Annotated in this window: 19 protein-coding genes; 7 read left to right on the plus strand and 12 right to left on the minus strand. The window is 73.5% G+C overall.

Annotated features, from left to right (window positions below; all coding sequences use genetic code 11):
- Positions 1–87: 87 nt before the first annotated feature.
- Both AB0O29_RS00275 and AB0O29_RS00280 read right to left on the minus strand, forming a co-directional pair.
- A complete protein-coding gene (locus AB0O29_RS00275) occupies positions 88–801 on the minus strand; it encodes an ABC transporter ATP-binding protein (protein WP_365143605.1) in 714 nt (237 codons plus the stop codon).
- Entirely contained in the window at positions 798–1,886 is a 1,089-nt protein-coding gene (locus AB0O29_RS00280) for an ABC transporter permease (RefSeq protein ID WP_365143608.1), read from the minus strand. The genes AB0O29_RS00275 and AB0O29_RS00280 overlap by 4 nt, the downstream gene beginning before the upstream one ends.
- A 134-nt stretch (positions 1,887–2,020) precedes the next feature.
- Here AB0O29_RS00280 and AB0O29_RS00285 point away from each other — a divergent pair, with 134 nt between their 5' ends.
- Positions 2,021–3,226, plus strand: a complete 1,206-nt coding sequence (locus AB0O29_RS00285; protein WP_365143611.1) for a sensor histidine kinase — start codon at positions 2,021–2,023, stop codon at positions 3,224–3,226.
- Between the two features lie 2 nt (positions 3,227–3,228).
- Positions 3,229–3,858, plus strand: a complete 630-nt coding sequence (locus AB0O29_RS00290) for a response regulator transcription factor (protein ID WP_045947369.1) — start codon at positions 3,229–3,231, stop codon at positions 3,856–3,858.
- 29 nt (positions 3,859–3,887) lie between these two features.
- Here AB0O29_RS00290 and AB0O29_RS00295 read toward each other — a convergent pair whose 3' ends face one another.
- Entirely contained in the window at positions 3,888–5,375 is a 1,488-nt protein-coding gene (locus AB0O29_RS00295; protein WP_365143614.1) for a PLP-dependent aminotransferase family protein, read from the minus strand.
- Between the two features lie 252 nt (positions 5,376–5,627).
- On the opposite strand from AB0O29_RS00295, the gene AB0O29_RS00300 reads away from it, so the two are divergent.
- The 4 genes from AB0O29_RS00300 to AB0O29_RS00315 all read left to right on the plus strand — a co-directional run bounded on the left by AB0O29_RS00300 (position 5,628) and on the right by AB0O29_RS00315 (position 10,428).
- On the plus strand, positions 5,628–6,269 hold the full coding sequence (locus AB0O29_RS00300) for a nucleotidyltransferase family protein (protein ID WP_365143617.1): 642 nt from the start codon (positions 5,628–5,630) through the stop codon (positions 6,267–6,269).
- 273 nt (positions 6,270–6,542) lie between these two features.
- Positions 6,543–8,162 (plus strand): malate synthase A, encoded by a 1,620-nt coding sequence (gene aceB / locus AB0O29_RS00305; RefSeq protein ID WP_365143620.1) that lies wholly within the window; start codon positions 6,543–6,545, stop codon positions 8,160–8,162.
- Positions 8,163–8,399: 237 nt separating this feature from the next.
- Entirely contained in the window at positions 8,400–9,683 is a 1,284-nt protein-coding gene (locus tag AB0O29_RS00310; RefSeq protein ID WP_365143623.1) for a GDSL-type esterase/lipase family protein, read from the plus strand.
- Positions 9,684–9,777: 94 nt separating this feature from the next.
- The gene (locus tag AB0O29_RS00315) at positions 9,778–10,428 is read left to right on the plus strand and encodes a 1,4-alpha-glucan branching protein (RefSeq protein ID WP_365143626.1); all 651 of its coding nucleotides are present in this window, start codon (positions 9,778–9,780) and stop codon (positions 10,426–10,428) included.
- A gap of 156 nt (positions 10,429–10,584) precedes the next feature.
- Here the strand turns inward: AB0O29_RS00315 and AB0O29_RS00320 are convergent, their stop codons facing one another.
- Entirely contained in the window at positions 10,585–11,652 is a 1,068-nt protein-coding gene (locus AB0O29_RS00320; protein WP_365143629.1) for a saccharopine dehydrogenase, read from the minus strand.
- A 178-nt stretch (positions 11,653–11,830) separates the two neighbouring features.
- Entirely contained in the window at positions 11,831–13,777 is a 1,947-nt protein-coding gene (locus AB0O29_RS00325) for a hypothetical protein (protein ID WP_365143632.1), read from the minus strand.
- A gap of 167 nt (positions 13,778–13,944) precedes the next feature.
- Between AB0O29_RS00325 and AB0O29_RS00330 the strand changes: the two genes are divergently transcribed.
- Positions 13,945–15,018, plus strand: coding sequence for an Lrp/AsnC family transcriptional regulator (locus AB0O29_RS00330; protein ID WP_365143635.1), 1,074 nt, complete (start codon positions 13,945–13,947; stop codon positions 15,016–15,018).
- A gap of 120 nt (positions 15,019–15,138) precedes the next feature.
- Here AB0O29_RS00330 and AB0O29_RS00335 read toward each other — a convergent pair whose 3' ends face one another.
- From AB0O29_RS00335 to AB0O29_RS00365, 7 genes are all read right to left on the minus strand, one after another.
- Positions 15,139–16,527, minus strand: a complete 1,389-nt coding sequence (locus tag AB0O29_RS00335) for a nucleobase:cation symporter-2 family protein (protein WP_365143638.1) — start codon at positions 16,525–16,527, stop codon at positions 15,139–15,141.
- A gap of 361 nt (positions 16,528–16,888) precedes the next feature.
- Positions 16,889–18,292: an 8-oxoguanine deaminase gene (locus tag AB0O29_RS00340; RefSeq protein WP_365143641.1), complete on the minus strand. Its 1,404-nt coding sequence runs from the start codon at positions 18,290–18,292 to the stop codon at positions 16,889–16,891.
- 186 nt (positions 18,293–18,478) lie between these two features.
- Positions 18,479–19,402 (minus strand): factor-independent urate hydroxylase, encoded by a 924-nt coding sequence (pucL, locus tag AB0O29_RS00345; RefSeq protein WP_327279348.1) that lies wholly within the window; start codon positions 19,400–19,402, stop codon positions 18,479–18,481.
- 1 nt (position 19,403) lies between these two features.
- Entirely contained in the window at positions 19,404–19,793 is a 390-nt protein-coding gene (uraH, locus tag AB0O29_RS00350; RefSeq protein WP_365143645.1) for a hydroxyisourate hydrolase, read from the minus strand.
- A 2-nt stretch (positions 19,794–19,795) separates the two neighbouring features.
- On the minus strand, positions 19,796–20,311 hold the full coding sequence (uraD, locus tag AB0O29_RS00355; protein ID WP_365143649.1) for a 2-oxo-4-hydroxy-4-carboxy-5-ureidoimidazoline decarboxylase: 516 nt from the start codon (positions 20,309–20,311) through the stop codon (positions 19,796–19,798).
- Positions 20,312–20,465: 154 nt separating this feature from the next.
- A complete protein-coding gene (locus AB0O29_RS00360; protein ID WP_365143652.1) occupies positions 20,466–20,876 on the minus strand; it encodes a helix-turn-helix domain-containing protein in 411 nt (136 codons plus the stop codon).
- Positions 20,873–21,124, minus strand: a complete 252-nt coding sequence (locus AB0O29_RS00365; RefSeq protein WP_365143655.1) for a hypothetical protein — start codon at positions 21,122–21,124, stop codon at positions 20,873–20,875. The genes AB0O29_RS00360 and AB0O29_RS00365 overlap by 4 nt, the downstream gene beginning before the upstream one ends.
- Between the last annotated feature and the right edge of the window lie 106 nt (positions 21,125–21,230).

The raw sequence follows: 21,230 nt of genomic DNA on the forward strand, positions 1-21,230 counted from the left end.
GGCAGCGCGAGAGCCCCGGCGTCCCTCCCCCTGTGAGGGGCGCCGGGGCTCTCGCGCGTACGGGCCCGGGTGGGCCCGTACGGGACCTCAGGCGGCCGGCGCGGGCGCGGCGGCCGGCTCGGCGGGCCGTGCGCCCGGGGTGAGGCGGCCGTCGGTCATGGTCGCCGTACGGTCCATCCGGTCCAGGTGGGCGTGGTCGTGGGTGACCAGCACGGTGGCGGTGGAGCGCTCGCGGGTCAGGGTGACCAGCAGGTCGAGGACCGCCGCGCCGCGCTCGTGGTCCAGGGCGCTGGTGGGCTCGTCGACCAGCAGCACGGAGGGCTCGTTCATCAGCGCGCGGGCGATGTTCACCCGCTGGCGCTGCCCGCCGGAGAGCTGGTGGGGGCGCTTGTCCGCCTTGTCCGCCAGGCCCACCGCGTCCAGCAGCTCCAGGGCCCGGCGGCGCAGCTGCCGGTGGGGGCGGCCGGAGAGGTGGGCCATCACCTGGAGCTGCTCGGCGGCGGTCAGCGAGGCCAGCAGGTTCGGCTGCTGGAAGACGATGCCGATCTCCTCCCGGCGCAGGGCCGCCTTCTCGGCGGCGCCGAGCCGCGCGGTGTCGCGGCCGGCGACGAGGACCCGGCCGGAGTCGGGGGTCACCAGGGTGGCCGCGACGGCCAGCAGGCTGGACTTCCCGGAGCCGGAGGGTCCCACGATCGCGGTGAGGGTCCCGGCGGGCACCTCCAGCTCCACCGCGTCGAGGGCGGTCAGCCGGCCGTCCCCGTCGGGGTAGGTGAGCGTGACGTCGTGCACGAGGAGGGTCATCGGGCGCTCCCGAGGGCGGTCAGCGGGTCGACGGCGGTGATCCGCCGGATGGAGAGGGCCGCGCCCAGGGCACCGAGCACGATCATGATCGCGGCGGGGGCCAGCACGGTGGCGGCGTCGAGGACGAAGGGCACGTCGCCGCCGCTGATCAGGGCGCCGATGCCGGAGGCGAGCAGGGTCCCGGCCCCGGTGCCGATGGCCAGCATCACGACGGCCTGGCCGAGGGCGTCCCGCAGGAGGTACGGGGTGGAGGCGCCGAGCGCCTTCAGCACCGCGATGTCCCCGCTGCGCTGGATGGTCCACACGGTGAAGAAGGCGCCTATGACCAGCGCGGAGATGGCGAAGAGGAACCCGCGCATCAGCTGGAGGGAGCCGTTCTCGGCCTGGTAGGACCCTATGGCGCCCAGGGCCTCGTCGACGGTCTGGCTGCGGGTGCCCGCCGCCGCGTCGCCGGCGGCCCAGTCCACGCCCGAGGAGCCGTCGAGGGCGAGGACGGTGGCGGTGGTCTCCCCGGAGGCGCCCTGGCCGGCGACGCGCTGCCAGTCGGCCAGGTCCGCCCAGACGACGGGGGTGTGGCTGTAGGCGGCGGTGCCCGAGACCGCGGCGACGGTCAGCTCCAGCGGGCCCAGCTTGACCTTGGCCCCGGCGGTGAGCCCGCCGAGCTCCTTGGCGGCCTTCTCGGTCAGGACCACCTTGCCCGGGCCCAGGCCCGTCCCGGCGGGGGCGAGGCGGCCGCCCGGCTCGACGCCGAAGACGGAGACGGCGGCGGTGCGCCCGCCGGCGAGGGCGTTGGTGGTGCGGATGCCGAGCGGCTCGGCGGCTTTGACGCCGGGGCGGCCGCGCCAGGTCCGCCAGGCGCTCTCGGGCAGCTGGGAGCCGGTGAAGGACACCTTCTGGTCCCCGGGCGGGACCGCGAAGGCGAGCCGGGAGGCGGGCAGGCCGGTGACGGCCGAGATGTTCTCCCGGGCCAGACCGGACGTGAGCCCCGACAACAGGCCGACCAGCAGCGTGATCAGCAGGACGACCGAGCCCATGAGGGCGAAGCGGCCCTTGGCGAACCGTAGATCTCTCCATGCGACGAACATGTCCCCCACCCTGGTCTTCGCAGGGGTCCCCGGACATCGCGCCACGGGAGGGATCCTGGTATCGAAGGAGGCATTCCGATATCGAACTTTCGATTGACCGGGCCCCTCCCCACCCCGCTTACGCTGGTCGGACGATGTCCTCCGCGCACTCCCCCTCCCCCGCCCCCTCCCCGGCCGCCCGCGCCCTGACCCCCGTCACCCGCGTCCTGCGCCTGTGCCTGCACGCGCTGTTCGCCGGGCTGCTCGCGCTGGCCGCCGGCCGGGCCGTCGCCGACTCCGCGCCGCGGGCCGGGTGGATCGTCGCCGTCAGCGCCCTGCTGGCCGCCGTGTACGCGGCGGGGGTGCGGGCCCCGGCGGTCGGCCGGTCGGCGCGTGCGGCCGGGGTGTGGCTGGCCGGCATGGGCGCGGTGTGGGCCGCGCTGCTCGTGCTCTCCCCCGACGGGCTGTGGCTGGCCTTCCCGCTGTACTTCCTGGAGCTGCACCTGCTGCGGCTGCGCTGGGCCCTGGCGGCGGTCGCGGTGAGCGCCTGCGCGGCGATCGGCGGTTTCCTCGGCCACAGCGGGACGGTCACCCCGGGGGCCTTCCTCGGGCCGCTGCTGGGCGGGGCGGTGGCCGTGGCCACCGTGCTGGGCTACCAGGCGCTGTACCGGGAGAGCGAGCGGCGCCGCGAGCTGATCGAGGAGCTGATGGCCACCCGGGCCGAGCTGGCGGTGGCCGAGCGGGGCGCGGGGATCCTCGCCGAGCGGGAGCGGCTGGCCCGGGAGATCCACGACACCCTCGCGCAGGGCCTGTCCTCGATCCAGCTGCTGCTGCGGGCCGCCGAGCGGGCGCTGCCCGAGGACGCCCCGGCCGCCGAGCACATCGCCCGGGCCCGGGAGGCCGCTCAGGAGAACCTCGCCGAGGCGCGCCGGTTCGTCCGGGCGCTGACGCCCCCGGACCTGGAGCACGGGTCGCTGGCGGCGGCCCTGGAGCGGCTGTGCTCGGGGGCTCCGGGGCCGCGCGTGCGGTTCTCGGTCAGCGGCGCCCCGCGCGAGCTGCCCACCCCCTACGAGGTGGCCCTGCTGCGGATCGCGCAGTCGGCGCTGGCCAACGTGGTGCGGCACGCGCGGGCGGACCGGGCCGAGATCACCCTGAGCTTCATGGACACCTCGGTCGCGCTGGACGTCGTCGACGACGGCCGGGGCTTCGACCCGGCCCGCGCGGCCTCCGGCGAGGGCGGCTTCGGCCTGCCGGCGATGCGCGCGCGGGCGGAGTCGCTGGGCGGGCTGTTCACCGTGGAGTCCGACCCGGGCCAGGGCACCGCCGTGGCCGTCACCCTGCCGCTGCCCCTGGAGGCCTGACGATGACCATCCGGCTGCTGCTCGCCGACGACCACCCGGTGGTCCGCGCCGGGCTGCGCGCGGTGCTGGACACCGAACCGGACTTCGCGGTGGTCGCGGAGGCGGCGACGGCGGAGCGGGCGGTGGAGCTGGCGGCGTCCGAGCCGGTGGACGTGGTGCTGATGGACCTGCAGTTCGGGGCCGGGATGCACGGCTCGGCGGCCACGGCGGCGATCACCGCCCGCCCGGGGGCGCCCCGGGTGCTGGTCCTGACCACGTACGACACGGACGCGGACATCCTGGCGGCGGTGGAGGCCGGGGCCTCGGGGTACCTGCTGAAGGACGCCCCGCCGGAGGAGCTGGCGGCCGCGGTCCGCACGGCCGCCGCGGGGCAGTCGGCGCTGGCCCCGGCGGTGGCGCTGCGGCTGATGGACCGGATGCGGACCCCGGCGGAGGCGCTGACCAAGCGGGAGCTGGAGGTGCTCCAGCTGGTCGCGGACGGATTGTCGAACCAGCAGATCTCCAAGCGGCTCTTCCTCAGCCAGGCCACGGTCAAGTCCCACCTGGTGCACGTGTACGCCAAGCTCGGCGTGGACTCCCGTACGGCGGCGGTGGCGGCGGCCGCCACCCGCCGCCTGATCCGGACCCCGTAGCGCGGCGGGCCCGCGCCTTACGGGGCGGGCTACGCCACCCAGTAGGGCCGCTCCACCCCCGGGGTGAGCGGGACGCCTTCGTGGAAGGCCGCCGCGAGGCGGCGTACGCCCTCGTCGAGCCGGTCGGGCGGCAGGGTGTACGGGATCCGCAGGCGGTGTTCGAAGGTGCCCGGGTCGACGCCGAAGCGGGCGCCCCGGCCGATGTGCACCCCGGCGGCGGCCGCCCGTTCGGCCAGGGCGGAGCTGACCGGTTCGCCGAGGTCCACCCAGAGCGAGAGGCCGCCCGGCGGCAGCCGCCAGGACCACTCCGGGGTGTGCCGCTCCAGTGAGCCCACCAGGGCGGCGCGCCGGATCCGCAGCTCGGCGAGCCGCCGGGGCAGGGAGCGGTCCATGCCCTCCAGCAGCGGGAGGGCCACCACCTGGTCGAGGACGGAGCCGGTCATGTCGGCGGAGACCCGTACCGCCGTCAGCTCGTTGACCAGCTTCGCGGTGGCCCGGATCCAGCCCACCCGCAGCCCGCCCCAGTGGGTCTTGCTCAGCGAGCCGATGGTGATCACGTGGTCGGCGCCCGAGCGCGGGGCGAGGGAGGCCAGCGGGGCGGGGGCGGGGACGTCCAGGGCGATGTCGGCGATGGTCTCGTCGACCACCAGCCAGGTCCCCGAGGCCCGGGTCGCCGCCAGCAGCCGCAGCCGGTGCTCCTCGGGCATCAGGGCGCCGGTCGGGTTGTGGAAGTCCGGGACGGTGTACGCGAGCCGGGGGACGGTCTGGTGGAGGGTGGACTCGGCGGTCTCCATGTCCCAGCCCGCGTCCGAGACGGGGACCGAACCGGTGCGCAGCCGGGCGTGGCGCAGGGCGTCGAGGGCGTTGGCGTAGGTGGGGCTCTCGGTGACGACCCGGTCGCCGGGCCGGCAGAGCAGGCTGACGACCAGCGCGAAGGCCTGCTGGGCCCCGGCGGTGACCAGGATCTGCTCGGGTCGGGTGGGCAGCCCGCGCCGGGTGAAGCGGTCGGCGACGGCCGCGCGCAGGTCGGGCAGGCCGAAGGGGTGGTAGCCGGGGCTGCGGGCGAGGGCGGGCAGCCGGGGCGCGGCCCAGGCGAGGGCTTCGGTGAGGGTGTCGGCGGGGGCGCCCATGGCGGCGATGGCGAGGTCGATGCCCGGTTCCCCGTCGGCCCGGCCGCCGACGCCGCCGACCAGCAGGTGGGCGCCGACCGGGCCGTGTCCCTCGGGGAGCTCGGTCCAGGTACCGGAGCCGCGCCGGCTGCGGACGTAGCCGCTCTCGCGGAGCAGGTCGTAGGCGCCGGTGACGGTGGCGCGGCTGGCCCCGACGGCCTCGGCGAGCTCGCGTTCGGCGGGCAGCCGGACGTGCAGGGCGATCCGGCCGTCGAGGACGAGGGTGCGCAGGGCGTCGGCGAGGGAGCGGTAGCCGGGGCGGGCCAGCACCTCCGGGGGGAGCATCGCGGCGAGCTGCCGGCTGCCGACCGTTCTGTCCGCCGTGTGGACCACTCGCCCGTTCGCCATGCCAACCCCCCCTGATTGGCTCTGCCCGCCAGGCCAATCCGGGTCCAGACTCGCTGTATTGGCCCCCCATTGGCAAGGAGAGTGCGCAATGCCGTACGACGTGTTCACCGACCGTGACGAGCGGGCCCTGCTGGCGGCCGCCGAGAACCGGATCAGCGAGCCCCTGCGGATGGGGGCCGCGCTGGCCTCCGTACGGCGGCTGCTCGCGCGGCACTCACCCGGACGGGCGACGGGGGCGCGAGAATCGCTCCCATGTCAGCAGCCGAACACACGCCCCAGTCCGCTCCCCCGGTGAACGCCGGCGCGCCCCCAGTGATCGCGGGTCTCCTCCTGGCCGCCGGGGGCGGCCGCCGGCTCGGGGGGCGGCCCAAGGCCCTGCTCCCCTACCGGGGCCGGCCGCTCGTGGAGAACGCCGTCCGCGTCCTGCGCGAGGCGGGCTGCGGCCCGGTGCACGTGGTGCTGGGCGCCTCGGCGGCGGAGGTCCGCGAGCGCGCCGACCTGTCGGGCTGCGTGGTCGTGGACAACCCGGACTGGGCCGAGGGCATGGGCTCCTCCCTGCGGGTGGGCCTGGCCTCGCTGGCCGGTACGGGGGCCGGCGCGGCCCTGGTCTCGCTGGTGGACCAGCCGGGCATCGGGCCGGAGGCGGTGGCCCGGGTGCGGGCGGCGTACCGGTCCCCGGCCAGCCTGGCGGCGGCCGCGTACGACGGGGAGCGCGGGCACCCGGTGCTGTTCGGGGCGGACCGGTGGGCGGACATCGCGGCGACCGCGACCGGTGACCGGGGCGCGCGGGTCCACCTGAAGAACCACGCGGACGAGGTCATGCTGGTGGAGTGCGGGGACGTCGCGGCCGACTTCGACATCGACACCCCGCCCGACCTGGCACATCTCGCCTGAGCGGGGTCCGGCTCGGGAGCGAGCGGGCTGTGACCGCGATGGCACTGAGGGCCACGGGCAAGCGGAGTCTGTCGACTCAGAGAATCTCGATATCAACAAACCATTGAACTTCCACCATGAGGAAATTACTATCCACTGGTCAGAAGCGCCCTGAACCCCCAGACGGCGCCGGCGACCGTTATCCGGAACTCTCCACACCCGACGGCACTGCGTGCCGTCTCGCGCGAGCATTCCCCGCGGCCGCAAGGCACCGCCGCTGAAGGAGTGACAGATATGTCCGCACCAGCGCCGTCCCCGCTGGCCATCGTCGACGCCGAGCCCCTGCCCCGGCAGGACGAAGTCCTCACCGATGCGGCCCTCGCCTTCGTGGCCGAGCTCCACCGGCGGTTCGCCCCCCGCCGCGCCGAGCTCCTCGCCCGACGCGGCGAGCGGCGCGCCGAGATCGCCCGCACCTCCACGCTCGACTTCCTCCCGGACACCGCACAGGTCCGCGAGGGCGACTGGAAGGTGGCGCCGGCCCCGGCAGCGCTGAACGACCGCCGTGTGGAGATCACCGGTCCCACGGACCGCAAGATGACCATCAACGCCCTGAACTCGGGCGCCAAGGTCTGGCTCGCCGACTTCGAGGACGCCTCGGCTCCCACCTGGGAGAACGTGGTCCTCGGCCAGCTCAACCTCATCGACGCCTACGAACGCCGCATCGACTTCACGGACGCGCGCACCGGCAAGGCCTACGCCCTCAAGCCCAACGAGCAGCTCGCCACCGTGGTCATGCGCCCGCGCGGCTGGCACCTGGAGGAGCGCCACCTCAGCTTCGAGGGCGGCCCGGCCTCCGGCTCCCTCGTGGACTTCGGCCTCTACTTCTTCCACAACGCCCAGCGCCTGATCGACCTCGGCAAGGGCCCCTACTTCTACCTCCCGAAGACGGAGTCGCACCTGGAGGCCCGCCTCTGGAACGAGATCTTCGTCTTCGCCCAGGACTACGTCGGCATCCCACAGGGCACCGTCCGCGCGACCGTCCTGATCGAGACCATCACCGCGGCCTACGAGATGGAAGAGATCCTCTTCGAGCTCAAGGACCACGCGGCGGGCCTCAACGCGGGCCGCTGGGACTACCTGTTCTCCATCGTCAAGAACTTCCGTGACGGCGGCGAGAAGTTCGTCCTGCCGGACCGCAACGCGGTGACGATGACGGCGCCCTTCATGCGCGCCTACACCGAACTGCTCGTCCGCACCTGCCACAAGCGCGGCGCGCACGCCATCGGCGGCATGGCGGCCTTCATCCCGTCCCGCAAGGACGCCGAGGCCAACCGGATCGCCTTCGAGAAGGTCCGGGCCGACAAGGACCGCGAGGCGGGCGACGGCTTCGACGGCTCCTGGGTCGCCCACCCCGACCTGGTCCCGATCGCGATGGCCTCCTTCGACGCCGTCCTGGGCGAGAAGCCCAACCAGAAGGACCGCCTCCGCGAGGACGTCGCCGTCGCCCCCGGCGACCTGATCGCGATCGACTCCCTGGACGCCCGGCCCACCTACGAGGGCCTGCGCAACGCCGTCCAGGTCGGCATCCGCTACATCGAGGCCTGGCTGCGCGGCCTGGGCGCGGTCGGCATCTTCGGCCTCATGGAGGACGCCGCCACCGCCGAGATCTCGCGCTCCCAGATCTGGCAGTGGATCAACGCCGGAGTGGTCTTCGAGAACGGCGAGCGCGCCACCGCCGAACTGACCCGCACCTTCGCCGCCGGGGAACTCGACGCGATCCGCGCCGAGGTCGGCGAGGAGGCCTTCGCGGCCGGAAAGTGGCAGCAGGCGCACGACCTCTTCCTCAAGGTCTCCCTGGACGCCGACTACGCGGACTTCCTGACCCTCCCCGCGTACGACCAGCTGGTCGGCTGACACCCCCGCTTCGGCTGAATCGCACAGCAGTCGAACCCTGCGCCCCGCCCCCGGCACCGAGAAGGTGCCGGGGGCGGAGCCGTTCCCGGGCCCACCCGGACCCGGCGGGCGGGCGTACGCATGCGCGAAGCCGCCCGGACCCGGCGACCTCCCCGCGCCCGACCGACCGGTCGGGCGTTACGTCATCGTAATCCGACTGTACCTAGCGGTAACAAGTGGGCCCGTGCCACCTTTCCGATGCCACCGGCGCCGGCGGTACCCCCACTTTCCAAGCCACGCACCGAAGTTGTCGGCAACTTCGGCGTGGCCGACCGCAGGAGTTCCGCAGTGATCGGATTCCGCAAGGCCGGCAAGGACCGGGCCGCCCGAAGCCGTGTGCGACGGCTGGCCGGCGCCGGGATGGTCGTACCGCTCGCCGCCGGCGCGCTGCTCGTCGGCGGCGCCGGCCCGGCCGCGGCCGGGCCCGGGACGGGTCCCACCGCCGTCGTCTCCATGGGCGACAGCTACATCTCCGGCGAAGCCGGACGCTGGAAGGGCAACAGCCTGACCAACAGCGGCAGCAGGAACGGCACCGACCGGGCCTGGGTCAGCGCCAGCACCTACGACCCCTCGAAGGTGTACGGCACGACCGCGGGCGGCTGCGACCGCTCGGACTCGGCCGAGGTGCTGAGCGCGGGCGCGATCGCCGAGACGGCGGTGAACCTCGCCTGCTCCGGGGCCACCTCGCAGAACGTCTTCCGCGCCTCCAACGGGGGCGTGTCCTACAAGGGCGAGGCCCCCCAGGCCGACCAGCTGGCGGCCGTCGCCTCCAGCCGCAACGTCAAGGTCATCGCGCTGTCCGTCGGCGGCAACGACCTCGGCTTCGCCGACATCATCAAGGAGTGCGCGTACGACTTCGTGCTCTGGGGCTCGTACTGCTACGACGACCAGCAGGCGACCGTCGACGCGAAGATCGACGGGGTCATGGCCAACGTGGGCAAGTCCGTGGACGAGATCCGGGCCGTGATGCGCCAGGCCGGGTACACCGACTCCTCCTACCGCATCGTGCTCCAGTCCTACCCCTCGCCGATCCCGCGCGGCGCCGAGAACCGGTACACCCAGAGCGACTGGAGCCGGCTCAACAGCGGCGGCTGCCCCTTCTGGAACCGTGACTCGGACTGGGCCCGCGACTCCCTGGTCCCGCAGCTCGCGGGCCGCCTCAAGCAGGTCGCGGCCGCCAAGGGAACCCAGTTCCTGGACCTGCGCGACATGATGCAGGGGCGCGAGGTCTGCGCCAAGGCCAGCAAGCAGGTCAGCTCGACGGTCCCCGCGTCGGGCAAGACCAGCGAGTGGGCCCGCTGGATCGACAACAACGAGACCCAGGGCCTGATCCAGGAGTCCATGCACCCGAACTACTTCGGCCAGCTGGCCGTCGGCCGCTGCCTGGCGCTGGCCGCGGCCCAGCCCGCGGACTCGGCCTCCAGCTGCAAGAACACGGCCGGGAGCGACCAGAGCGGGATGTACCTGACGTCCGCTCCGTAAGCAGGTGAGGCCCCCGGGGGGCGGGCTGTCATGATCAAGCCGAGACCGCCCGCCCCTCGGGGAACCCCTTACCGCCGAAGGAAGTTGACCGGACATGGCCGTCATCCACCGCACCACCATGAAGCCCGGCAAGCGCGAACTGCTCACCGCCTGGCTGCCCACCCGGCCCTGGTACGCCGGCGCGTCCGAGGCGCCCGAGCTGACCGGGGCCGGCGGGTTCCGGCTCGACGACCCGCAGGGCGAGGTGGGCATCGAGTTCATCGTCGTCACCGAGGCCTCCACCGGGGAACCCGTCGCCTACCTCGTGCCGCTCACCTACCGCGGGGCCCCGCTCGAAGGCGCCGGGGAGGGCCTGATCGGCACCTCCGAGCACGGGGTGCTCGGCACCCGCTGGATCTACGACGGGGCCCACGACCCGGTGCTCACCGAGCGGCTCCTCGCCCTCCTCGCCGGCGCCGCCGAACCGCAGGACCAGAACGTGAGCGGCTCCCCCGACCCGACCGTGGTCCCCGAGACCGCCGAGGGCGCCCTCCCGCCGGGGGCGGCCGTGGTGGCCGTCGAGGACGGGCCCGGTGGCACCCGCCTCGCGGTGGAGGCGGGCGGGCGTTCCCTCACCCTGGAGCTGGTGCGCGTCCTGGAGGCCGGCCGGACCGACTCCGGCGCGCTCGGCCGCCTCACCGCCGGCTGGGAGCTGCCCGACGGTTCGCGGCCGCGCGGGCCCCTCGCGGTACTGCGGGAGGGCTGACCCGGGGCCGGTGGGCGGGGCGGGGCCTTGCGGGGTCCGGCCTTGCGGGGGCCGGCCATCCGGGGTCGGGCCATCCGGCGTCCGGCCATCCGGCGTCCGGCCATCCGGGGTCCGGCCATCCGGGGTCCGGCCATCCGAGGCGCGGCCTCCCGGGGGCTACGCCGCCACGTCCGGGCCGGCGAGCGCCTCCATCGCCGTGGTGAAGGCCGCCCGGCAGCGCAGCCAGTCCGGGTCCGGGGCCGGGGAGTGCAGGTCGACGAGCTTGGGCAGCAGGTCCGCCGAGAAGGCCCGGGCCGCCTCGGCCGGGAGCAGCGAGGGCAGGTTGTCGATGGCGATCACGTCGACCGGCCGGCCGCCCCCGCGCAGCCGCCGGGCCGGGGCCGTCCAGTCCGTCAGGCGGTCGTAGACCGGCAGCAGGTGCAGCTCCGACCCGGTGTCACAGGTGATGTCGGCGATCACCGAGAGCCGTCCGGTCCCGGCCTCCAGGTCGGCGGCGGTCAGGAAGGGCGGCACGGGCCGGGTGGTGAGCACCGCGTTGACCAGGATGTCGTGGTCCAGCAGCGCGCCCCGGTCCAGCCGGCGGGTCTGCCCGCGCCCCCAGCGGGTGACCGCGATCCCGGCGGTGGTGAGGGCGTCGCAGGCGCCGCGCCCGCTGCGGCCGCCCGCGCCGATCACCAGGGCCCGTAAGCCGTCGGCCGGCGCGTCCCGCAGCCGGGCGTCCAGCTCCCGGCGCGGCGCGGGGACCAGCGGGGCGGTCAGCCGGCCCCGCGCGTGCAGGGCGGCCAGGGCGGCGCCCGCGTACCCGGCCCAGTAGCCGAAGGCGGCCAGCCGGCGGCCCTGCGCGTCGGCCAGGTACTCCAGGTCGAGCAGGGTCCCGCCGCCCGCGGCGAACCGCCGCAGCAGCCCCGGGGCCTGGGGCTGGCCCTTGTAGGCGTGCCCGAAGTAGACGTGGCGGTGGTGCAGGGCCTCGGGCGCCGGCGGGAGCTCCTTGAGGCCGAGGACGTACGCGGTCCCGGGCGCGGCCCGCGCCCACGAGCCGGCGGGCACGGTGTGGCAGCCCGCGGCGGCGTACGCGTCGAGCGGGAAGACGCGGTGGCCGGAATCCTCCACGGTGATCCGCACGCCCCGCCGGACGAGGAGCCCGGCGTCGTCGGGGGTGAGCGGCGCGCGCCGTTCGGTGGGTCGGGTCTCGCTGCGCATCCACAGCTGCGGGGTGTCGGACATCGCTGTACCACCTGTCCGGTCAGAGGGGTGGGGCGAGCCAGCGCTCAAGCGATGTCTTTCCGCGTCCCTTACGCCGTACGCCGGATCGGGGCGGCAACTCCGGCCCCCGTGACACCCCGTGCCCCGCCGGTCCACCGGGGCCCCGGGGACCACGGACCCGGGGTCCGCGGCCCCGGGCTCAGAGCTCCGGGAGGAGTTCCCTCAGCGGGGTGCGGGCGCCCTCCGCGTGGGCCGCCCGGAAGTCCTCCGGGTCCATGCGCAGCCGCAGGAGCCGCTCGGCGCGCGGGGTGCAGGCGACGGCCGGGCGGTGTCCGGAGACGGCCCCGAGCAGCCGGGCCGCGAGCTCGTGGCGGCCCAGGTCGGCCTCCAGCTGCGCCAGCAGCTCCACCGAGAGGGCCTGGCCCAGCCGGTCGCCCAGGGCGAACTGGGTCTCCAGGGACCGCAGCAGCCAGGTGCGGGCCAGCGCGGGGCGGCCCTCGCGGCGCTGGAGGACGGCCTGGGCGTACCCGTTCCAGGAGCGGGCCCACAGGTCGGGGCCGTCGGCCGGGCCGGTCCCGAAGGGCAGGGCCGCGGGGTCGGTGTGGGCGAGGGCCATCGCGCGCGCGGCCTCCAGCGCCTGCCGGCCCGGCCCGAACCCGGGCTCCTCCGGGAGCAGGTCGAGGGCCTCGCGGTACTCGTCGGCGGCCTCGGCGGGCCGGTCACGCCACAGGGCGGCGGTCCCCCGCACGTGCGCCAGGTAGGCCAGGACCGCGTCCTCCCCCTCCTGCACGGCCGCCGTCCAGGCCTCCACCAGCAGCGGATCGGAGGCCTCCGACCGGCCGAAGCTCGCCACCAGCCAGGCCGCCAGCCACAGCGCCCGGGCCGGCCGGGGCGCGGGGTGCCGGGCCAGGGCCCGCTCCAGGTGTGCGCGCCCCTCCTCCGCCAGCCCGCAGGCCGACCAGAGGAACCACAGCGACACGGCGATCTCCAGCGCGCCGGCCGGGCCGGCGGGCCCGTCGGGGTCCATCGCCAGCCGCAGCTCGGGCAGCTCCCGCAGGGCCAGGGCGCGCGCCTCCAGCTGCGCCCCCGACCGCCACAGCCACGCGGCCCGTTCGGCGGTGACCCGGCAGTGCTCGTGGTGGCGGCGCCGGGCGGTGGCCGCGTCCCCGTGCGGGGCGCGGGCCAGCCGCCGGGCCGCGTAGGCCCGTACCGTCAGCGGCAGCCGGTAGCGGCCGGCGTACCCGGGCTCCGCCAGCAGGGCGGGGGCCAGCCGCCGCAGGGTCCGGGCGGCGGCCGGCGGGGCGAGCGCGCCGAACCCGCACACCTCGGCGACGGCGGTCTCGTCGAAGGAGCCGGCGAACACCGAGAGCCGCTGCCACAGCAGGCGCTCCCCGGGGGCGGCCAGCCGGCACAGGCGCAGCGCGTCGGCCCCGCCGGCCCGGCCCGCGCCCTCGGTGAGGAACTCCAGCGGGTCGGCCTCCAGCCGGCGCAGGGCCTCGGCGGGGCCGTGGCCGCGGGCCCGCGCGGCCGCGAGCTCCAGGGCCCCGGGGATCCCGTCGAGGGCGCGGCACAGGGCGGCGACGGCCCCGGCGTTGTGCTCGGTGAGCGCGAAGCGGGGGTCGGCCCCGCGCGCCCGCTGCGCGTAGAGCCGAACGGCGGCGGACAGGGCCACCTCGGACACCGGGAGCGGTGCGGCGGGATCCTCCGGGGCGGCGGGCAGGGGCAGCGGGCCGACGGCGAGCAGGGACTCCCCGGCCGCCCCGAGGACCCGCTGGGATGTGGCCAGAATCCGTACCCCGGGCAGGCGGTTCAGCAGCTCCCCGACCTGCTCCCCGGCCCGTTCGCCGAGCTGTTCGCAGCCGTCCAGGACCAGCAGGACCTCGCGTTCCGCGAGCCCCTCGCCCAGTTCGGCGGCCGGCGCGCCCGCGCGGAAGTCCGGCAAGCGGGACAGATCGGCCCACACGACGTCGGCGCCACGGCCCCCGCAGAGCTCGCGGACGGCGCGCACCGCGATCCGCGTCTTGCCCACGCCGGCCGGTCCCGTCAGCGTGACCAGGCGTTCTGTGCCCAGCAGGGCCCGTACGCGGGCCACTTCGGCGGCCCGGCCGACGAGGCTGGACAGCTCGGCGGGCACCGCTTGACGCACGCTTGAGCCGGGCTCCCCCATACGTCCTCCCGCTGCTCTCCTGGGGCTGCGCACGTCCGTCCCGTCCGGCACGACCGTCCGATGCGGCGGTTCGGCGCATGAAGAGAGATGATCAGTCGAAAGTCCGGTTAACCGGCCCGGGGCCGGGAAAACCGCCAGGGGTAAGTATGAACTCGGCCATTTCCACCATTGACGACACCGACCGCGCCCTCGTGCACGCCCTCCAGCTCGCCCCCCGCGCCAGCTGGGAGCGGCTGGCCCCCGTGCTCGGGGCCCGCCCGGAGACCCTGGCGCGCCGCTGGGAGCGGATGACGTCGGCCGGCGAGGCCTGGGTCTCGGGGCTGGGGCTGCGGACGGGGAGCCAGGCGCCCTGTATGGCGTGGGTGGAGGTGATGTGCGCGGCGGGCACCTCCCCGGCGGTGGGTGCGGCCCTGGCGGGCGACGCGCACACGATGGGCGTGGAGCACACCACGGGCGGCCGCGACCTGCTGGCCTTCGTGGCCGTACCGGACCTGCACATGCTGTTCCGCTACCTCTCGTTCCGGGTCCAGCGGATACCGGGGGTCACCGGCACCCGGTCGTCGATGGTGACCGTGGTCCACTCGCCCCCCGACCGCTGGCGGATGGACCACCTGTCCCCGGCCCAGACCGCGCTGCTGACCGGCCGCGCCCGCCGCGCCCCGGGCGCCCCGGGGGCCGCCGCGGCCGCCCCGCCGGTCGCCCCCGTGCCCGAGGAGGACCGGCCGCTGTTGCTGGCGCTGGCCGCGGACGGGCGGCGCAGCGTGGCCTCGCTGGCCCGGGAGTCGGGGATGAGCGAGTCGACGGTACGGCGCCGGCTGAGCCGGCTGGAGGCGGGGCAGGGCCTGCGCTACAGCTGTGCGATGGCCTCGGGGCTGTCCGGCTGGCCGGTGTCGGCGACCCTGTGGGCGGAGGTGCCCGAGCACGAGGTGGCCGACTGCGCGGCGGTGGCGGCCGGGCTGCGCGAGACCCGGACCTGCATGTCGGTGAGCGGCACCTGGAACTTCGTGATCACCGCCCGGCTGCGCACGATCGAGGGGCTGGCCCGCTACACGGCCGACCTGTCCCGGCGGCTGCCGGGGCTGCGCGTCGCGGACACCGCGGTGGCCCTGCACGTGCGCAAGTCGGAGGCGCAGGAGCTGGACCAGACGGGGCGCCGGGTGCGGACGGTCCGGCCGGACATCTGGACGGATCCGGCGCCCGGGGTGCCGGAGCGGACCTGAGCCGCGGGCGGGTGCGCCGCGGCCCCCGGCGGGCGTGCGCAGCCGCGTACACCACACCCGCAGTGGGTGGTGTACGCGGCTCCGCACGCCCGCCGGGGGCACGGGACGGGTGTCCGGTCCTCAGTGCGCGAAGGCCGGTTCCTGGGCGGTCTCCGCCGCCGTCTTCTTGGCTCCGAGGTGGTTGAAGGCCAGGTTGAGCACGATCGCGACCACGCAGCCGGTGCTGATGCCGGAGTCGAGGACGACCAGCAGGTCCTTGGGGAAGGCGTGGTAGAAGTTCGGCGCGGCGATCGGGATCAGGCCGATGCCGACCGAGGCGGCGACGATGAGGGCGTTCTCGCCCTTCTCCATGGCCGCGCCCGCCAGGGTCTGGATGCCGCTGGCCGCCACCGAGCCGAAGAGCACGATGCCGGCGCCGCCGAGGACGGGCAGCGGGACGACCCCGATGACGGAGGCGGCCACCGGACACAGGCCCAGCAGGATCAGGATGCCGCCGCCCGCGGCCACGACGAAGCGGCTGCGCACCTTGGTCATCGCCACCAGCCCGATGTTCTGGGCGAAGGCGCTGCACATGAACCCGTTGAACAGGGGGCTGAGCGCGCTGCCGAGGGTGTCGGCGCGCAGGCCCCCCTCGATGGTCCGGGCGTCCGCCGGGCGGCCCACGATCTTGCCGAGGGCCAGGATGTCGGCGGTGGACTCGGTCATGCAGACGAGCATCACGATGCACATCGAGATGATGGCCGCGACCTGGAACTGGGGGGCGCCGAAGTGGAAGGGGGTCGGGAAGCCGACGAGGTCCGCGTTCCGGACCGCGTCGAAGTCCGACATCCCCAGCGGTATCGCGACGAGCGTGCCCGCGACGAGGCCGAGCAGGATGGAGATCTGCTGGAGGAACCCGCGCAGGAACTTGCGCATCACCAGGACGATCGCCAGCGTGAGGGCGGCCATGCCGATGTTCTTCATGGAGCCGTAGTCGACGGCGGTGCGATTGCCGCCCTGCGACCAGTTGAAGGCCACGGGGAGCAGCGAGACGCCGATCAGGGTGATGACGGTGCCGGTGACCACGGGCGGGAAGAACCGGACGAGCTTGCCGAAGTAGGGGGCGGCGACGAAGCCGACGAGTCCGGCGACCATGATCGCGCCGAAGATGACGGGGATGGCGTCGTGCCCCTGCCCCTTGCCGATGGCGATCATCGGGGTCACGCCGGCGAAGGAGACGCCGTTGACGAAGGGGAGTTTGGCGCCGATCTTCCAGAATCCGAGGGTCTGGAGGAGGGTGGCGAGCCCTGCGGTGAAGAGCGAGGCGCCCATCAGGAAGGCGGTCTCGGTGGCCGAGAGGCCCACGGCGGGCCCGACGATCATGGGCGGGGCCACGACACCCGCGTACATGGCGGCCACGTGCTGGAGGCCGCTGGTGAACATTCTGAGCGGAGGCAGGGTCTCGTCGACCGGGTGCTTCTCCTCCGGTACTGCGACTGCATCTTTGCGAAACCTGGGCGCATCGGCCACGGCTTCCTCCGGTCGGTTAAACACGTCGGCAGGGACGTGGGTGTCAGGGAGGTGGTGCGAAAGCGTGCTGGTCGAGCCTTTATGGAGTTGTGGGTGGAGCTACTTCTCGTCCCAAGAGGTGCGGAATCGATTCGCCCAAAAACCGGTTCCACGCGGTGGATCCAGCCCGGTCAGGGCTGGTGGTGCCGTGGCGGTGGCGCGGGGTGACGCGCCGTACTGGGAAGTGGTGTCACGAGTCACCGCGCCCGGGGGCGCCGTCGGATCTCTCCTCGGGCGCTTCCCGGGAACGGCTGCCGCGGACCCCGCTCGGGTCCGCGGCGGCCGGCCGAGGGCCGTCCCCCCCGGCCGGACTCCGTGGGGATCAGCCCTGCGCGGAGATGCGCGCCAGGCGCTGGGCCTCCTCGCGGGTGGACACCGCGATGGCGTCCTCGTCCGCGAAGAGCAGCCGGTTGTTCTCGACGATCTGCTTGCCGTTGACGAACGAGGCGGTGACCGGGGCGGCCGCACCGAAGACGAGGGCGGTGACCGGGTCGGCGATCGAGGAGTGCAGGAAGGTGTTGAGGTTCCACAGGACCAGGTCGGCGCACTTGCCGGCCTCCAGCGAACCGATGTTGTCGGCGCGGCCGAGGACCTGCGCACCGCCGTAGGTGCCCAGGCGCAGCGACTGGCGCGCGTTGAGCGCGGCCTCGCGGTGCACCGGGTTCAGACGGTTGATCAGCAGCGCGTTGCGCAGCTCGGTGTGCAGCTCGCCGGACTCATTGGAGGCGGTGCCGTCCACGCCGAGGCCGACCGGGACGCCGGCGGCCAGCATGTCCGGGACGCGGGCGATGCCGGCGGCCAGACGGGCGTTGGAGGACGGGCAGTGCGCGACACCGGTCTTGGTGCGGGCGAACGCGGCGATGTCGGAGTCGTTCATGTGGACGCTGTGCGCCATCCACACGTCCTCGCCGAGCCAGCCGGTCGACTCGAAGTAGTCGGTCGGGCCCATGCCGAACAGTTCCTTGCAGAACTGCTCTTCCTCGACGGTCTCGCTGCCGTGCGTGTGCATGCGCACACCGAGGCGGCGGGCCAGCTCGGCGCCCTGCTTCAGCAGCTCGGTGGAGACCGAGAAGGGGGAGCACGGGGCGACGGCGACCTGGGTCATCGCGTCGAAGGAGGCGTCGTGGTACTTCTTCACCGTCGCCTCGGTGTCCGCGAGGGCACCCTCGAGGGTCTCGACCGCGTGGTCCGGCGGCAGGCCGCCGTCCTTCTTGCTGCGGTCCATGGAGCCGCGGGCGAGGGTGAAGCGGACGCCCATCTCGGACGCGGCGCGGATGATCGCGCCGGAGAGGTCGCCGGAGTTCTTCGGGTAGACGTAGTGGTGGTCCATCGCGGTGGTGACACCGCCGCGGGCCATCGCGGCCAGGGAGCCCTGGGCCGCCGAGTACGCCATCTGCTCGTCGATGCGCGCCCAGGTCGGGTACAGGGCGACGAGCCAGTTGAAGAGGTTGTGGTCGGTGGCGAGACCACGCGTGATCCACTGGTAGAAGTGGTGGTGCGTGTTGACCAGACCGGGGGTCACGAGGTGCCCGGTGCCGTCGATGCGGCGGACGACGTTCTCGAGGTTCTCGGGGGCCTTGCCCGCGCCGACGAACTCGATCTTGTTGCCTGCGATGACGACGTGACCCGAGGCGTACTCGGTGTCGTTGGCGTCGACGGTCGCGATCGCACAGTTCTCGATGACGATGCGCTCTACGGCGCCGTCATGCGCTGCCGATGCTGCCATGGGACTTCCTCGTGCTTTCAGTGGCGGTGCGGGCACGGCAAAACCCTGGGGATTTGAGTGCCGGAGCCGGGGGCCTGACAGCTGACAGTACTGTCGCCCCGTGTGATGCGTCCGGGTGCCGATTCAGGAAGCTGTGGGGGTGTCGCCCCGGGGCCACTGCGGAGCCCCGGGGCGACGGTGTGGTGCTCAGAGGTTGGTCATGTCCACGGGGATACGGGCGTCAGCGCCGTCGCGGAGGACCGTCGCCTCGATCAGACCGTACGGACGGTCCGCGGCGAAGTACACCTCGTTGTCGTTCTTGAGACCGAAGGGCTCGAGGTCGACGAGGAAGTGGTGCTTGTTCGGGAGCGAGAAGCGGACCTCGTCGATCTCCGAACGGTGGTTGATGATGCGCGAACCCATCTGGTACAGGGTCTGCTGCAGCGACAGGGAGTAGGTCTCCGCGAAGGCCTGGAGCATGTGCTTCTTGGTCTCGGCGTAGGACTTCTCCCAGTTGGGCATCCGCTGCTCGTCGTCGGTCCAGTTGAACCGCCAGCGGCCCGACACCTGGGTGGCCAGGATGCGGTCGTACGCCTCCTGCAGGGTCGTGTACTTGTCCTTCACGTAACCCCAGAACTCCGAGTTCGTGGAGTTCATGACGATCAGGTCCTTGAGGCCGGAGATGACCTCCCAGTTCTGGCCGTCGTACGTGATCTGGGTGACGCGGGTCTCCATGCCCTTGCGGACGAAGGAGTGGTTGACCTCGTCGGAGCCGATGAACTTCGAGTTGGCGTCCGAGGTGGCGATCCGGTCCCAGCCGTACTCCTCGATCCGGATGCGCGCGCGCTGGATCGGCTCCTGGCTGTTGACGAACCAGCGCGCCAGGTGGATGCCGAACTGCTCGGCGGACTCGATGCCGTACTCCTTGGCGAACGCGTACACCGTGTTCTTGGTGGTGTCCGTCGGGAGGACGTTGGCGTTCGAGCCGGAGTAGTGGACGTCGTCCATGTCGCCGGAGAGGGCGACCGAGACGTTCAGGTCCTTGATGTGGTGCGTGTCGCCGTCCCGCGTGATCTTGACGACGCGGTTCTCTGCTTTGCCGTACTGGTTCTGGCCCAGAATCGTGGCCATGCTAGCTCCCTCGGTAAACGGAGTAGCCGAACGGGTTGAGCAGCAGCGGTACGTGGTAGTGCTCGCCCGGGTTCACCGCGAAGGTGATCGTTACCTCGGGGAAGAACGCACCGCTGTCCCTTACGCGGGGGGCGTCCTGCTGCGCCTCGGCTTGCTTCTTTGCGAAGTACGTCTCGGTCTCGAAGTCGAGACGCACGTGTGTGGTGCCCTCCGGCAGGGCCGGCAGGTCCTTGCAGCGCCCGTCGGCGTCGGTGGCGGAGCCGCCCAGGGCCGCCCACTCGCCGTTCAGGCCCGCGCGGGCCGACAGGGAGATGGCGACGCCCTCGGCGGGGCGGCCGATGCTGGTGTCCAGAATGTGCGTGGACACCGACGCGGTGGTCTCGGTGCTCATGGTCACTCTCCTTCTGCGAGCTCGACGAGTCGGGTCAGACGGATCCGGTTGATCTTCACGAGTTCGCCGCGAGCGATCTCTCGCTCCTGCTCCGGCGTGTTCTCGATCCGGACCTTGACCGCGTCCCGCATGAACTCACCGGTCGCACCGGTGGCGCAGATGAGGAACACGTGGCCGAACTTGTCCTGGTAGGCCAGGTTCAGTTCGAGGAGCTCGCTCTTGAGCTCCTCCGAGGCACCGGCCATGCCACGCTGCTCGCGGGCGGAGGTCGGGTCTCCCGGCTTCGGCCGGCCGATCGGCGCGTGGCCTCCCATCGCCTCGCCCAGGTCGTCAGCGGTGAGCTCCGCCATGGCGGTCTCGTTCGCGGCGAAAAGGGAGTCGGCGGTGGCGAAGGGGCGCTGGGCGAGCATCTTGCTCCCCCACGCCGAACTGGCGCACACCTCGTGCAGCTCGGCCGTGGCCTCGCTGTCGTCCAAGGCGTTGAACCGGGTCAGACCCGGGGTCTGGCTCGAAGTCACGGTAGGCCTCCGTGGCCTGTTGTTGCTTTGACGGGCTGCGCATAGCTAACGCCCTCGACAACACGGCGTCAACACTTTGTTGAAACTTCCTGTACACAAAAGCCGCCGCCCGGGTGAATTGGGCGGCGGCTCGTGACCGTCGGTGGAGCGTCCCTCACTCCGGGCTGTTCTGCTTCGCCGTCTTGTTTGGCCGATTCTGAGTGCCGGAGTCCCGGTTCAAATAGTTGTAGACGGTGAAGCGGCTTACGCCCAGGGCCCCCGCGACCGTTTCCACGCCATGGCGGACGGAGAAGGCGCCCCGCGCCTCCAGTATGCGTACCACGTCCTGCTTGGACTTCCGGTCGAGCTGCGCCAGCGGCACGCCGTGCCGCCGCTCCAGCGCCGCGAGGATGTGGTCCAGCGAGTCCGAGAGCTGCGGCAGCCGCACGGCCACCACCTCCTGCCCCTCCCACGTCAGCACGACGTCGTCGGGCTCGGCGCCGGCCGGGTCCATGAGCTCGCCGCCCATCGCGTCCACGAGCGGCTTGACCGCGGTGACGAACGGGTGGTCGCGGGGCTCGGTCATGCGCCGTCCTCCCCGATCACGTTGACCTGGAGGGAGACGCGCGTGGCGCCGGCCTCCAGCGCGTCGCGCAGCAGCGCGGCCACGGCGCTCAGCACCCGGCCGGACTCGCCCTCGGCGGTATTGCCGAAGGGGCCCACGTCGACCGCGTCCAGTTCGGCCTTCTGGATGACCTCCCGGGCGGCCACGGCGTGGGCGGGGGCCTCTTCGAGGTCGAAGGGCTCGGTCGTGAACTCCACTCTCAATCGCACGCCGCCCAAGCTACCGGGCGGTCGTGAGATTTCGGGAGTCGGCACTTGACAAGTGAGACGCCGGGCTTGCAGTCTTCCATCAAGCAGAAAGTAACTTCCGCAATAC

Origin of the sequence: Streptomyces sp. NPDC089915 (assembly GCF_040684675.1) — a bacterium.
Classification (GTDB): Bacteria; Actinomycetota; Actinomycetes; order Streptomycetales; family Streptomycetaceae; genus Streptomyces.